This is a genomic window from Bacteroides sp. Phil13 (assembly GCF_001940965.1).
In the GTDB taxonomy this organism is placed as follows: domain Bacteria; phylum Bacteroidota; class Bacteroidia; order Bacteroidales; family Bacteroidaceae; genus Bacteroides; species Bacteroides intestinalis.
Genome location: NZ_MSHA01000061.1, coordinates 1 through 14,927, shown reverse-complemented (window position 1 = coordinate 14,927; position 14,927 = coordinate 1). Strand labels below are relative to the sequence as shown.

The window sequence follows — 14,927 nt, the reverse complement described above, 5'->3', positions numbered from 1 at the left end:
GATAGTAGCTTTACAAGTGCTAAGTATTTGTCTAACTTCACCTGAAGGTAATTTGATAACACAATATTTACCTTCTCTTGAAGTCAACTGAGCAAAATTACCAGCTGAACGAACCAAAGCTGCACCTTGACCCGGACGTAATTCAATGTTATGAATTACAGTACCAACCGGAATATTCTGAAGAGGAAGTGCATTACCGATTTCCGGAGCAGCACTCTCACCTGACATTAAAGTCGCACCTACTTGCAATCCATTGGGAGCAATTATATATCTTTTTTCTCCATCTGCATAAAACAACAAAGCGATACGAGCCGAACGATTCGGATCATATTCAATTGTTTTAACCACTGCAGGTACACCGTCCTTATTTCTCTTGAAATCTACAATTCTAATAATCTTCTTATGACCACCACCAATGTAGCGCATAGTCATCTTACCTTCGCTGTTGCGACCACCTGAAGATTTCTTGCCAAAAACAAGAGATTTTTCTGGTACCCGCGCAGTAATTTCCTCAAAGGTACCAATAATTTTATGTCTTTGCCCCGGTGTTGTGGGCTTAAATTTACGTACTGCCATTTCTTTTAAATATTGCTATAAAAATCAATAGTATCTCCTTCTTTCAACGTAACGATTGCTTTTTTATATGCATTCGTACGACCATTGATGATACCTGCTTTTGTATAACGGCTTTTGTTTTTACCGGCATACTTAACTGTATTTACATCAACTACCGTAACGTTATATAAGGCTTCAACTTCACTCTTAATTTCCAATTTGTTAGCATCAGGACGTACAATAAAGCCGAAACGATTGTTCGCCTTATCTGTAATCGCTGTCATTTTCTCTGTTACTAACGGTTTAATAATAATTCCCATTATTTAAGCCTCCTTTTTACATTAAGATATTGTCAATAGCCGAAAGAGCGCTTTCAGTAAACACAACAACCCCAGCATTCAATACTCTGTAAGTATTTAATCCTGAGAGAGTCTGTACATTTGCACTTTCCACGTTACGAGCCGACAAATATACATTTTTATTTGCTTCCGGTAAAATTACCAGCAGCTTTTTGTCAGAAACTTTAAGGTTTTTTGTCATTGCAACAAAATCTTTCGTTTTCGGAGCTTCAAAATTGAAGTCTTCTACAATAACAACCGCATTGTTCTGTGCCTTATATGCTAAAGCTGACTTACGAGCTAATGTCTTTACTTTTTTATTCAACTTGAAGTAGTAATCTCTCGGTTTAGGACCGAAAACACGAGCTCCACCGACAAGTACCGGTGAGTTCATGTCACCACGGCGTGCACCACCGCCGCCTTTTTGACGACCGATCTTACGAGTAGAACCACTAATCTCGCTTCTTTCTTTTGATTTATGTGTACCCTGACGCTGATTAGCCATAAATTGCTTTACGTCCAAATAGATAGCGTGGTCGTTGGGCTCAATTCCGAAGATAGATTCGTTTAACGTAATCTTTCTCCCAGTGTCTTCACCTTTAATGTTATATACGTTAACTTCCATTATTTCTCAATTATTACGATTGAACCTTTGCAACCGGGAACAGACCCCTTAATCAAAAGAAGGTTGTGATCCGGAAGAACCTTTAATACCTGTAAGTTTTGAACAGTCACTCTGTCGCCGCCAAGTTGACCACCCATACGCATCCCTTTGAATACTTTTGCAGGGTATGAACAAGCACCGATAGAACCCGGCTTACGAGCACGATTGTGCTGACCGTGAGTAGTCTGACCTACACCACCAAAACCATGTCTTTTAACTACACCTTGGAAACCCTTACCTTTAGAAGTTCCGATAACATCAACAAAAGTTGCGTCATTAAACAATTCTACGGTAACAGTATCACCCAGATTTAACTCTGTTTCAAATTCTTTGAACTCAGCCAAGTGTTTCTTGGGAGTTACTCCAGCCTTCTTAAAGTGACCCATCAACGGTTTAGTTGTATGCTTCTCCTTTTTATCCTGGAAGCCCAACTGAACAGCTGCATAGCCATCTTTTTCGACACTCTTAACTTGAGTAACAACACAAGGACCTGCTTCGATAACAGTGCATGGTACGTTCTTACCCTCGGCACTGAAAACGGATGTCATTCCGATTTTTTTTCCTAATAATCCTGGCATTTCACTTAAAATTTAAATACTAAACTTTGATTTCTACTTCCACACCACTCGGTAACTCCAACTTCATCAGAGCGTCTACAGTCTTAGCAGTTGAGCTATAGATGTCGATCAGTCTCTTATAAGAAGAGAGTTCAAACTGTTCACGCGACTTCTTGTTTACGAAAGTCGAACGGTTCACGGTAAAGATACGCTTGTGCGTAGGGAGAGGAATCGGACCGCTAACGATGGCGCCCGTTGCCTTCACCGTTCTTACAATCTTCTCAGCTGACTTGTCAACCAAGTTGTGGTCGTAAGATTTCAATTTAATTCTAATTTTTTGACTCATTAGTTTGATTAATTATTAAAGTTATAATAAGATAAAATTCCGTAGGCTAAGAGTCATTCGCTAGCCTACGGATTCTAAGTATTTTAGAGTAAATCAGCACGTCCCTTTACTTCTTCCAATACTGCCTTAGCAATAGAGTTAGAAACTTGAGCATGATGAGAATAAACCATTGATGAAGTAGCACGACCAGAAGTTATAGTACGCAAAGCCGTTACATAACCAAACATTTCTGCCAACGGAACCATAGCTTTTACAATACGAGCACCTGAACGACTTGATTCCATGCCTTCTACCTGACCACGGCGCTTATTCAAGTCACCGATCACATCACCCATATTTTCTTCCGGAGTTACAACTTCCAGTTTCATGATAGGCTCCATAAGTACAGGACCTGCCTTAGCACAAGCACTCTTATATGCTTGGATAGCACAGATCTCAAACGACAATTGATCAGAGTCAACCGGGTGGAAAGAACCATCAAGCAATGTCACCTTCAGTGAATCCAAAGGATAACCAGCTAGTACACCATTCTTCATTGCAGTAGTGAATCCCTTTTGTACAGATGGAATGAATTCTTTAGGAATATTACCACCTTTCACTTCATCAATAAACTGCAAGCCTCCTTGAGTAAAGTCTTCATCAACCGGACCGATATTTACTATAATATCAGCAAATTTACCACGACCACCAGACTGCTTCTTATAAACTTCACGCAAGTTAACTGTCTTCGTAATAGCTTCCTTGTAGTTAACCTGAGGCTTACCTTGGTTACATTCTACCTTAAACTCACGTTTCAGACGGTCAATAATAATATCCAAGTGAAGCTCACCCATACCAGAAATAACCGTCTGGCCAGTCTGCTCATCAGTTTTCACAGTAAACGTCGGATCTTCTTCAGCCAATTTAGCCAAACCGTTAGACAGCTTGTCCATATCCTTCTGAGTCTTTGGTTCTACCGCAATACCAATAACCGGTTCCGGGAAATCCATAGATTCCAATACAATCGGTGCATCTTCATCACACAAGGTATCACCAGTATGAATATCTTTGAAACCAACACCTGCACCAATATCACCAGCACCAATAACTTCAACCGGATTCTGCTTGTTTGAGTGCATCTGGAACAAACGAGATACACGTTCTTTCTTACCAGAACGAGAGTTGTAAATATAAGAGCCTGCTTCTATTTTACCCGAATAAACACGGAAGAAAGTCAAACGACCTACATAAGGGTCAGTTGCAATCTTAAATGCTAAAGCAGAAGTTTTTTCGTCATCACTAGGCTTACGATCTTCTTCAGCCCCTGTGTCAGGATTTGTACCAACTACATTTTCTGTATCCAATGGAGACGGCAAGAATGCACAAACATAGTCAAGCAAAGTCTGTACGCCCTTGTTCTTAAATGAAGAGCCACACAACATCGGAACAACTGCCATCTGCACTGTAGCATTGCGAAGAGCTCTCAATACTTCTTCTTCTGTAATAGTAGAAGGATCATCAAAATATTTCTCCATCAAAGCATCGTCAAACTCCGCCACTTTCTCAAGCATTTTGTCTCTCCACTCGTTAGCTTCGCCTACCAGATTAGCAGGAATTTCTTCCACTGTATAGTCAGCGCCCATTGTTTCATCATGCCAATAAATAGCTTTCATCTTAATAAGATCCACCAGACCTTTAAAAGATTCCTCAGCGCCAATAGGAATAACTATCGGACACGGATTAGCTCCCAAAACAGCCTTCATCTGGCGCACAACCTCAAAGAAGTCAGCACCCGAACGGTCCATTTTGTTCACATAAGCAATACGTGGCACATTATATTTATCAGCCTGGCGCCATACAGTCTCAGACTGCGGTTCAACTCCACCTACTGCACAGTATGCAGCAACAGCACCATCCAAGATACGCAAAGAGCGCTCTACTTCAGCAGTAAAGTCAACGTGTCCCGGAGTATCAATCAAGTTGATTTTATAAGTATCACCTGCATATTTCCAACGAGTTGTAGTAGCAGCAGAGGTGATAGTAATACCACGTTCTTGCTCCTGTGCCATCCAGTCCATTGTAGCAGCACCATCATGTACTTCTCCAATTTTGTGAGTCAAACCCGTATAGAACAGGATACGTTCAGAGGTAGTTGTTTTTCCGGCATCGATGTGAGCCATGATACCAATATTACGCGTCAAATGTAAATCTTGCTTAGCCATTTTTTAATTCCTTTTACTTTAAGTTTTTAATCTATCGGTTATTCTTATAGTATTAGAATCTAAAATGAGCAAATGCACGGTTAGCTTCAGCCATTCTATGCATATCTTCTTTACGTTTGTAAGCACCACCTTGTTCATTATACGCATCCATGATCTCAGCAGCTAACTTATCAGCCATTGATTTACCACCACGCTTGCGAGCAAAAATAATCAGGTTTTTCATTGATACTGACTCCTTACGATCCGGACGTATTTCAGTCGGGACCTGAAATGTAGCACCACCTACACGACGAGATTTAACCTCAACTTGCGGAGTTACATTATCCAAAGCCTTTTTCCAAATTTCAAGGGCAGACTTTTCTTCGTTAGGAAGTTTTGCTTTTACTGTTTCCAAAGCGGCGTAGAAGATTTCATAAGAGGTATTCTTCTTTCCGTCATACATCAGATGGTTTACGAATTTTGAAACCTTTTGATCATTAAACACGGGATCCGGCAGGATAACGCGTTTTTTTGGTTTTGCTTTTCTCATTTGTTTGAAAGAATAATGTTTTTCGTTCTTGGTTGTTTACTTCTTGACTTCTTCAACTCCCCCTCCGGAGAATTTACTCAACCTTTAGCATTTCCAATAAACTAAAACGTAAGTTATTACTTTTAATTTAACTGTTTACAGTGTAGGGCTATCTATTATTTTTTCTTAGCCGGTGTAGCTTGCTGTCCTGGTTTCGGACGCTTAGTTCCGTATTTAGAACGTCTTTGAGTACGACCTGCAACACCTGCAGTATCCAATGTACCACGAACAATGTGATAACGTACACCCGGAAGGTCCTTAACACGACCACCACGTACTAATACAATAGAGTGTTCCTGCAAGTTGTGTCCTTCTCCCGGAATGTAAGAGTTCACCTCTTTACCATTGGTCAAACGTACACGTGCAACTTTACGCATTGCAGAATTCGGCTTTTTCGGAGTGGTTGTATACACTCTCACGCAAACGCCACGTCTTTGAGGACATGAATCAAGAGCCGGTGATTTACTTTTCTCCACCAACACCTCGCGTCCTTTTCTTACTAATTGCTGAATTGTAGGCATTTTAATTGTTTTTAATTATATATTATTGTTATATTAATTTCGTAGCTATACACTTTTGGGCTGCAAAAATACGAATAATATTTGAATAATCAATGCACTACAAGTTTTTTTTTAATTTCAAGCTTCCCCTTTGACATTCGTCATAGGCGGAATTGGTTGTTCATCCAACAACCTGATAGTACCAAATGTACGCTCATATTTACCAATATTTTCTTCCAAAGCACGCAATAGTCTCTTAGCATGCTCCGGTGCCAACACAATACGGGATTTTACACCAGCTTTAGGCATTCCCGGCATCACCCGTACAAAATCAACAATAAACTCAGAGCTGGAGTGTGTAATCACAGCTAAATTGGCATATATCCCCTGCGCAATATCTTCTTTCAGTTCAATTTGTAATTGATTATTCATTTCCTGATTTTCCATTTTCACTTTACGTTTAGAATTTAAATATTCAAAGGTAAGAATTATATTTTATTCCAAAAACAAAAGAGGAGACATCCTTTTAAAGACATCTCCTCTTTCCTATTTAATAATCAATTGACTGTATTTATTACATATTATTCTTCAACATCCATTGAGTTATAATCAAGAACCGTTTTCTTATTTGCAAGAATACGATCATATTCCTCTTTAGAGCCAACAATTATCTTTTCATATTCACGTTGACCAGTACCGGCAGGTATCAAGTGACCGCAGATAACGTTCTCTTTCATACCTTCCAACTTATCAATCTTACCATTAATAGCAGCTTCGTTCAAAACCTTTGTAGTTTCCTGGAATGAAGCAGCTGACATGAAGCTTGAAGTTTGCAAAGCAGCACGAGTTATACCCTGAAGAATCTGAGTAGAAGTTGCAGGAACAGCATCACGCACTTCAACTGGTTTCAAGTCACGGCGTTTTAGCATACTGTTTTCATCACGTAATTTGCGAGCAGTAACAATCTGTCCCGGCTGCAAATTCTGAGAATCACCAGCATCAACAACCACCTTCTTACCCCAAATACGATCATTTTCTTCCATGAACTCCAACTTATCCACGACCTGTTGTTCCAGGAAGCGAGTATCGCCCGGTTCATCGATTTCAACTTTACGCATCATCTGGCGAACTATAATTTCAAAGTGCTTATCATTAATCTTCACACCCTGCAGACGATATACATCCTGTACCTCATTTACGATATATTCCTGCACAGCCGTAGGACCTTTAATAGCAAGAATATCAGCAGGAGTTGTAGCACCGTCAGACAATGGAGTTCCAGCGCGTACATAGTCGTTCTCTTGTACCAGAATCTGTTTTGACAACGGTACCAGATACTTCTTAACTTCACCAGTCTTAGAAGTTACAACTATTTCACGATTACCACGTTTAACCTTACCCATTGTAACCTCACCATCGATTTCAGAAACAACAGCAGGATTAGACGGATTACGAGCTTCAAACAACTCTGTTACACGTGGAAGACCACCCGTGATATCACCAGCCTTACCAACTGCACGAGGTATTTTCACGATAACTTCACCGGCTTTTACCTTTTGCTTGTTTTCGACAACAACGTGACCACCCACAGGGAGGTTATATGTACGAATCAAGTCACCATCTTCTGTCATAATGTGAGCTGTCGGAACTTTCGTCTTATCCTTAGACTCGATGATGATAATTTCGCGCAGACCGGTAGACTCATCAGATTCTACCTTATAGGTAACATTCTCAATAACACCTTCAAACTCAATCCTACCTGTAGCTTCTGTTATAATAACAGCGTTGAACGGATCCCAGCGGGCAATCATCTTACCTTTTTCTACGACCTCACCATCAGCTGCATAAAGAGTAGAACCATAAGGTACATTATGAGTAGAAAGAACAATACCAGTATTCACATCCACAAAGCGTACTTCAGCCAAACGACCTACTACAACCTTTGCCGGTTCGCCTGCTTCATCTACCACATCTACAGTACGAAGTTCTTCAAATTCCAGACGTGCCGGATTCTTAGCTGTGATACTTGCATTGGCTGCAATATTGGCAGCCGTACCACCGGCGTGGAAAGTACGCAACGTCAACTGCGTACCCGGCTCACCGATAGACTGTGCAGCAATTACACCAACAGCCTCACCTCTCTGAACCATCTGGCTCGTTGCAAGATTACGCCCATAACATTTTGCACAAACACCCTTCTTCGATTCACAAGTCAATACAGAACGTATTTCAACACTTTCAATCGGAGAATCCTGAATCTTCTTAGCAACTTCTTCGGTTATTTCTTCACCACCTGCAACCAGCAATTCACCTGTTGTAGGATGAACAATATCATGTACAGATACACGGCCAAGGATACGCTCATACAATGTAGCAATGATTTCATCATTATTCTTCAAGTCTGTACAAACCAATCCACGGAGCGTACCGCAGTCTTCTTCATTAATAATCACATCATGAGATACGTCAACCAGACGACGAGTCAAATATCCGGCATCAGCCGTTTTCAACGCCGTATCTGCCAAACCTTTACGGGCACCGTGGGTAGAGATAAAGTACTCCAACACCGAAAGGCCTTCCTTAAAGTTTGAAAGAATCGGGTTTTCAATAATCTGACCACCCTCTGCACCTGCCTTCTGCGGTTTTGCCATCAAACCACGCATACCAGACAACTGACGAATCTGTTCTTTAGAACCACGGGCACCAGAATCCAACATCATATATACAGCATTGAACCCTTGATCATCACTCGAAATGGTCTTCATCAATATATTAGACAACTCTGAATTAACATGAGTCCAAATATCGATCACCTGATTGTAACGTTCATTATTGGTAATGAAACCCATGTTATAGTTGTTGATAACCTGCTCAACTTCATCATATCCTTTCTGTACCAATGCCTCTTTTTGTTCCGGAATGATAATATCACCCAAGTTGAATGACAAACCACCCTTAAAGGCCATTTGATAACCTAAATTCTTAATACCATCGAGGAAGTCGGCAGCTTTAGCCACACCACATACCTTAATTACATCACTAATAATATCACGAAGTGATTTCTTAGAAATAATGGTATTGATATAACCAGCTTCAGGGGGAACAATTTCGTTAACAATTACACGACCTACAGAAGTGTCATGCATCATTACGTCAACAACGTTTCCATTCTCGTCCACATCCTTCACAACAACGCTGATCGGAGCATGAATATCAACTTTACCCTCATTGTAAGCAATCAAGGCTTCTTCCGGACCATAGAATATCAAGCCTTCGCCTTTTGCACCCTTACGTAATTTAGTAATGTAGTACAAACCAAGCACCATATCCTGAGAAGGCACAGTAATAGGAGCACCATTCGCCGGGTTCAAAATATTATGAGATTGAAGCATCAACATCTGAGCCTCCAGAACAGCTTCATTGCTCAACGGCAAGTGAACAGCCATCTGGTCACCGTCAAAGTCGGCATTGAAAGCCGTACATGCCAACGGGTGCAACTGAATAGCTTTTCCTTCAATCATCTTAGGCTGGAACGCCTGAATACCCAAACGGTGCAATGTCGGTGCACGGTTCAACAGTACCGGATGACCTTTCATTACATGTTCCAGAATATCCCAGATAACAGCTTCTTTACGATCTACAATCTTCTTGGCACTCTTCACGGTCTTCACAATACCACGTTCAATCAACTTACGTATAATGAACGGTTTGTACAGTTCAGCTGCCATTAATTTAGGAATACCGCATTCACCCATTCTTAATTCCGGACCTACAACGATTACCGAACGTGCAGAATAGTCAACACGTTTACCCAACAGGTTCTGACGGAAACGACCTTGCTTACCTTTCAAACTATCAGAAAGAGATTTCAAAGGACGGTTAGCATCCGTTTTTACTGCACTGGATTTACGTGAGTTATCGAACAAAGAATCAACAGCTTCCTGCAACATACGTTTTTCATTACGCAAAATTACTTCAGGAGCTTTGATCTCAATAAGTCTCTTCAGACGATTATTACGAATAATTACACGACGATAAAGGTCATTCAAATCAGAAGTAGCGAAACGACCACCATCTAACGGAACCAATGGACGAAGTTCGGGTGGGATAACCGGTACAATACGTACGATCATCCATTCCGGCTTATTACGTCCACGAGATGCACGGAATGATTCAACAACCTGAAGACGCTTCAAAGCCTCATTCTTACGTTGTTGAGAAGCGTCGTTACCAGCACGGTGACGCAATTCATAAGACAATGCATCCAAATCCAGACGGGCCAGCAAGTCATAAATGGCTTCAGCACCCATCTTAGCTATGAATTTATTAGGATCTGAATCTTCCAGGAATTGATTGTCTTTCGGCAACTTCTCCATCAAATCCAGATATTCTTCTTCCGAGAGCAAATCATATTCAGCAATCTCACCTGACATCACACCAGCCTGGATTACCACATAACGCTCATAATAAATAATAGAATCAAGTTTCTTTGTAGGAAGACCCAACAAATAACCAATCTTGTTAGGAAGTGAGCGGAAATACCAGATATGAGCTACCGGCACAACCAACTGAATGTGTCCCATACGCTCACGACGTACTTTTTTCTCTGTCACTTCCACACCACAACGGTCGCAGACAATACCTTTGTAACGGATACGTTTGTACTTACCGCAATGACATTCATAATCCTTGATAGGACCAAAAATGCGCTCACAGAACAAACCGTCACGTTCAGGCTTATACGTACGATAGTTGATAGTTTCAGGCTTTAAAACTTCACCACTCGAATTCTCAAGGATTTCTTCCGGAGAAGCCAAACCAATAGAGATCTTCGAGAAATTACTCTTTATCTTGTTATCTTTTCTAAAAGCCATACTTTATTATATATAATTGAAAATTGACAATTGAATATTGACAATTAATAGTTGAGAGCAGATAGATTATCACCCCCAACTATTAATTATAGATTTATTCCAGATTGATGCTAAGGCCCAGACCTCTCAACTCATGCAACAATACATTGAGTGATTCAGGAATACCAGGTTGCGGCATCGGTTCACCCTTCACAATTGCTTCATAAGCTTTAGAACGGCCAACAACGTCATCGGATTTGATAGTCAAGATTTCCTGCAGGATGTGCGCAGCACCAAATGCCTCAAGCGCCCAAACTTCCATTTCTCCGAAACGCTGACCACCGAACTGTGCCTTACCACCCAACGGCTGTTGAGTAATCAGAGAGTACGGACCGATAGAACGTGCGTGCATCTTATCTTCAACCATGTGACCCAACTTCAACATATAGGTAACACCAACCGTAGCATGCTGGTCAAACGGCTCACCCGTACCACCATCATACAATTTAGTCTTACCATAACGTGGCAAACCAGCCTTGTCAGTCCACTCATTCAAGTCATCCAATGTAGCACCATCAAAAATAGGAGTTGCAAACTTAACACCCAAATTCTTACCGGCACGACCTAATACAGCCTCAAATATCTGACCAATGTTCATACGAGAAGGTACACCCAACGGATTCAATACAATATCTACCGGAGTACCATCAGCGAGGAACGGCATATCTTCCTGACGAACAACGCGGGAAACAATACCCTTGTTACCGTGACGACCTGCCATCTTATCACCTACACCGATCTTACGTTTCTTAGCAATATAGACTTTCGCCATCTGAATGATACCAGCAGGAAGTTCATCACCAATAGTGATAGCAAACTTCTTACGTTTCAGTTCGGCATCCAGTTCCTTATATTTCTTGATGAAGTTCATCACCAAATCACGAATCATACCGTTGATACGGTCGTCATTCGTCCAGTTACTCAACTGAATTGAAGTAAAGTCCAGATCACCGAAATCAGAAGGAGAAAATTTTGCACCTTTTGAGATAATATCAGCACCCATATAATCTTTCACACCCTCCGACACATAATTTTCTGTCAACTTCAATAGTTTTCTAATCAAGACACCTCTTAAATCAGCAACTTTTGCATCGAATTCATCATCAATCTTCGGCAACAAGGCCTTATCTGCCAATTTGGAGCTACGGCTCTTGATTACACGTGAGAACAAACGCTTGTCGATAACAACACCCTTCAAAGAAGGAGAAGCTTTCAAAGAAGCATCTTTCACATCACCTGCCTTATCACCGAAAATAGCACGAAGCAATTTTTCTTCCGGCGACGGATCAGACTCACCTTTCGGTGTTATCTTACCAATCAAAATATCACCCGGTTGGATGCGAGCACCTACACGTACGATACCATTTTCATCCAAATCTTTAGTAGCTTCTTCACTCACATTCGGAATATCGGAAGTCAATTCTTCCATACCACGTTTCGTTTCACGAACCTCCAGTGAATATTCTTCCACATGAATTGAAGTCAATATATCTTCACGAACCACACGTTCGTTCAATACGATAGCATCCTCATAGTTATAACCCTTCCACGGCATGTAAGCTACCAAAAGGTTCTTACCCAAAGCCAACTCACCATTTTCCGTAGAATAACCTTCTGTCAGAATCTGCCCCTTCGTTACACGCTGGCCAATTTCACAAATAGGACGAAGGTCAATCGTCATATTCTGGTTTGTACGACGCCATTTCGGAATACGGTATTCTTTCAAAGCCGGTTCAAAACTTACAAATTCCTCGTCTTCCGTACGATCGTACAAAATACGGATAGTGGTAGCATCCACAAAGTCAATCACACCATCACCTTCAGCAGTAATCTGCGTCCGAGAATCGCGTACCAACTGACGTTCGATACCTGTACCTACAATAGGAGCTTCACTCTTCAACAAAGGAACTGCCTGGCGCATCATGTTCGAACCCATCAATGCACGGTTAGCATCATCATGTTCCAAGAAAGGAATCAAAGATGCAGCAATAGAAGCAATCTGCTGAGGAGATACGTCCATCAGTTCTACTTCATCCGGAGTTACAACCGGATAGTCAGCATCCTGACGAGCCTTTACTTTATCACGAATGAAAGTACCATCATCATTCAACGGAGCATTACCCTGAGCAATAATTTTAGCTTCTTCTTCTTCCGCAGTCAAGTATGCCAAACCTGCATCAGAAAGGTCTACTTTACCATTTTCAACCTTACGATACGGAGTTTCAATAAAACCAAGCACATTAATCTTAGCGAACACACACAAAGAAGAGATCAAACCAATGTTCGGTCCTTCCGGTGTTTCAATCGGACAAAGACGACCGTAGTGAGTATAGTGAACGTCACGTACCTCAAATCCGGCACGCTCACGCGACAAACCACCAGGACCGAGGGCAGACATACGACGCTTATGCGTAATTTCAGCCAGCGGATTCGTCTGGTCCATAAACTGGGACAAAGCATTCGTTCCGAAGAATGAGTTGATTACGGAAGAAATAGTCTTGGCGTTAATCAAGTCAATCGGAGTAAACACTTCATTATCGCGCACATTCATACGCTCACGGATCGTACGTGACATACGAGCCAAACCTATTGCAAACTGGTTAGACAATTGCTCACCTACAGTACGCACACGACGGTTACTCAAGTGGTCAATATCATCCACATCAGCTTTTGAGTTAATCAACTCAATCAGATACTTGATAATCTCAATGATATCTTCCTTGGTCAGAACGCGCACGTCCATATCAGTCGTCAGGTTCAACTTCTTGTTGATTCTGTAACGGCCTACATCACCCAAGTCATATCTCTTTTCAGAGAAGAACAGATTGTTGATAACTTCACGTGCACTGGCATCATCGGCTGGGTCTGCATTACGCAACTGACGATAGATATACAGTACTGCTTCTTTTTCTGAGTTACTCGGGTCTTTCTGAAGCGTATTATATATGATAGAGTAGTCAGATTGATTCGGTTCTTCCTTGTGCACAAGAATGTTTTGAACGCCTGACTCTAAAATAATATCAACATGTTCCGGTTCGATAACTGTTTCACGGTCTATAACAACCTCATTACGCTCAATAGAAACAACTTCACCGGTATCTTCGTCTACAAAATCCTCAATCCATGTTTTCAATACACGAGCCGCTAACTTACGTCCCAGCACTCTTTTGAGATTCGTCTTATTGACTTTAATGTCTTCGGCCAAATTGAAAATTTCAAGAATATCCTTATCATTCTCAAAACCGATAGCTCTCAGCAAAGTAGTAACGGGTAACTTCTTCTTACGGTCAATGTACGCATACATGACATTGTTAATATCAGTAGCAAACTCAATCCATGAACCTTTAAACGGAATGATACGGGCAGAATAAAGTTTGGTACCATTAGCATGTACGCTCTGACCGAAGAATACGCCTGGAGAACGGTGAAGCTGAGATACAACCACACGTTCCGCACCGTTTATGACGAAAGTCGCCTTATCCGTCATATAAGGAATAGGACCAAGGAATACGTCCTGAATAACGGTATCAAAATCCTCATGATCGGGATCTGTACAGTATAATTTCAATTTTGCTTTCAAAGGCACACTATAAGTAAGCCCTCGCTCTATACAATCATCGATTGTATAACGCGGCGGATCAATATAGTAGTCCAAAAACTCAAGAACAAAATTGTTTCTTGTATCAGCAATGGGGAAGTTTTCAGCAAATACTTTATACAGTCCCTCGTTCTTACGCTTTTCGGGTGGGGTATCCAGTTGTAAAAAGTCTTTGAATGACTTCAATTGTACTTCCAAAAAATCCGGATATTCAAGTGGATTTTTAGTCGAAGCAAAATTAATTCTTTGGTTTACAGTATTTGAAGACATCTGTTAATGGATTTGTAGAACTTAATTTTAAATATATACACAAAAAGGTTAAGAACCCTCTTCAGAAGGGTTCTTAACCGAATTACCTGATTTACAGGCTAATGTTATTTAAGTTCAACTTCAGCTCCAGCTTCTTCCAATGTTTTCTTCAATGATTCTGCTTCGTCTTTAGCCAAACCTTCTTTAACTACGCTAGGAGCACCGTCTACCATGTCCTTAGCTTCTTTCAAGCCAAGACCACAAGCTTCCTTCACGGCCTTAACAACCTGAAGTTTAGCTGCACCAGCGCTCTTCAATACTACATCAAAAGAAGTCTTTTCTTCAGCGGCAGCAGCACCACCAGCTGCAGGACCAGCAGCAACAGCTACAGCTGCAGCAGCAGGTTCAATACCATATTCTTCTTTAAGGATAGTTGCA

12 protein-coding genes are annotated in these 14,927 nt (G+C 41.1%); all 12 read right to left on the bottom strand.

The window, feature by feature from the left end; genetic code table 11:
- A partial coding sequence (rplB, locus tag BWI44_RS11595; RefSeq protein WP_286813779.1) for a 50S ribosomal protein L2 occupies positions 1–576 on the bottom strand: 576 nt, incomplete at its 3' end.
- Between the two features lie 5 nt (positions 577–581).
- Entirely contained in the window at positions 582–875 is a 294-nt protein-coding gene (gene rplW, locus BWI44_RS11590) for a 50S ribosomal protein L23 (RefSeq protein WP_007662142.1), read from the bottom strand.
- Positions 876–891: 16 nt separating this feature from the next.
- A complete protein-coding gene (rplD, locus tag BWI44_RS11585) occupies positions 892–1,518 on the bottom strand; it encodes a 50S ribosomal protein L4 (RefSeq protein WP_007662141.1) in 627 nt (208 codons plus the stop codon).
- Positions 1,518–2,135 carry a 50S ribosomal protein L3 gene (gene rplC, locus BWI44_RS11580; protein ID WP_007662140.1) on the bottom strand — a complete coding sequence of 206 codons (618 nt, stop codon included), beginning with the start codon at positions 2,133–2,135 and terminating at the stop codon, positions 1,518–1,520. Before rplC ends, rplD begins: the two co-directional genes overlap by 1 nt.
- A 19-nt stretch (positions 2,136–2,154) precedes the next feature.
- Complete coding sequence (gene rpsJ, locus BWI44_RS11575) at positions 2,155–2,460, bottom strand: 30S ribosomal protein S10 (RefSeq protein ID WP_002558075.1); 306 nt, start codon at positions 2,458–2,460, stop codon at positions 2,155–2,157.
- 83 nt (positions 2,461–2,543) lie between these two features.
- On the bottom strand, positions 2,544–4,661 hold the full coding sequence (gene fusA / locus BWI44_RS11570; RefSeq protein WP_117691262.1) for an elongation factor G: 2,118 nt from the start codon (positions 4,659–4,661) through the stop codon (positions 2,544–2,546).
- Between the two features lie 52 nt (positions 4,662–4,713).
- Positions 4,714–5,190 (bottom strand): 30S ribosomal protein S7, encoded by a 477-nt coding sequence (gene rpsG, locus BWI44_RS11565; RefSeq protein WP_007662138.1) that lies wholly within the window; start codon positions 5,188–5,190, stop codon positions 4,714–4,716.
- Between the two features lie 155 nt (positions 5,191–5,345).
- Positions 5,346–5,750: a 30S ribosomal protein S12 gene (rpsL, locus tag BWI44_RS11560; RefSeq protein WP_007662137.1), complete on the bottom strand. Its 405-nt coding sequence runs from the start codon at positions 5,748–5,750 to the stop codon at positions 5,346–5,348.
- Positions 5,751–5,867: 117 nt separating this feature from the next.
- Positions 5,868–6,176 (bottom strand): DUF3467 domain-containing protein, encoded by a 309-nt coding sequence (locus tag BWI44_RS11555; RefSeq protein WP_044535374.1) that lies wholly within the window; start codon positions 6,174–6,176, stop codon positions 5,868–5,870.
- A 134-nt stretch (positions 6,177–6,310) separates the two neighbouring features.
- Positions 6,311–10,603: a DNA-directed RNA polymerase subunit beta' gene (gene rpoC / locus BWI44_RS11550; protein WP_007662133.1), complete on the bottom strand. Its 4,293-nt coding sequence runs from the start codon at positions 10,601–10,603 to the stop codon at positions 6,311–6,313.
- A gap of 94 nt (positions 10,604–10,697) precedes the next feature.
- Positions 10,698–14,510 carry a DNA-directed RNA polymerase subunit beta gene (gene rpoB, locus BWI44_RS11545; RefSeq protein WP_007662131.1) on the bottom strand — a complete coding sequence of 1,271 codons (3,813 nt, stop codon included), beginning with the start codon at positions 14,508–14,510 and terminating at the stop codon, positions 10,698–10,700.
- A 104-nt stretch (positions 14,511–14,614) separates the two neighbouring features.
- The coding region (rplL, locus tag BWI44_RS11540; protein WP_286813732.1) for a 50S ribosomal protein L7/L12 at positions 14,615–14,927 on the bottom strand (313 nt) is incomplete at its 5' end.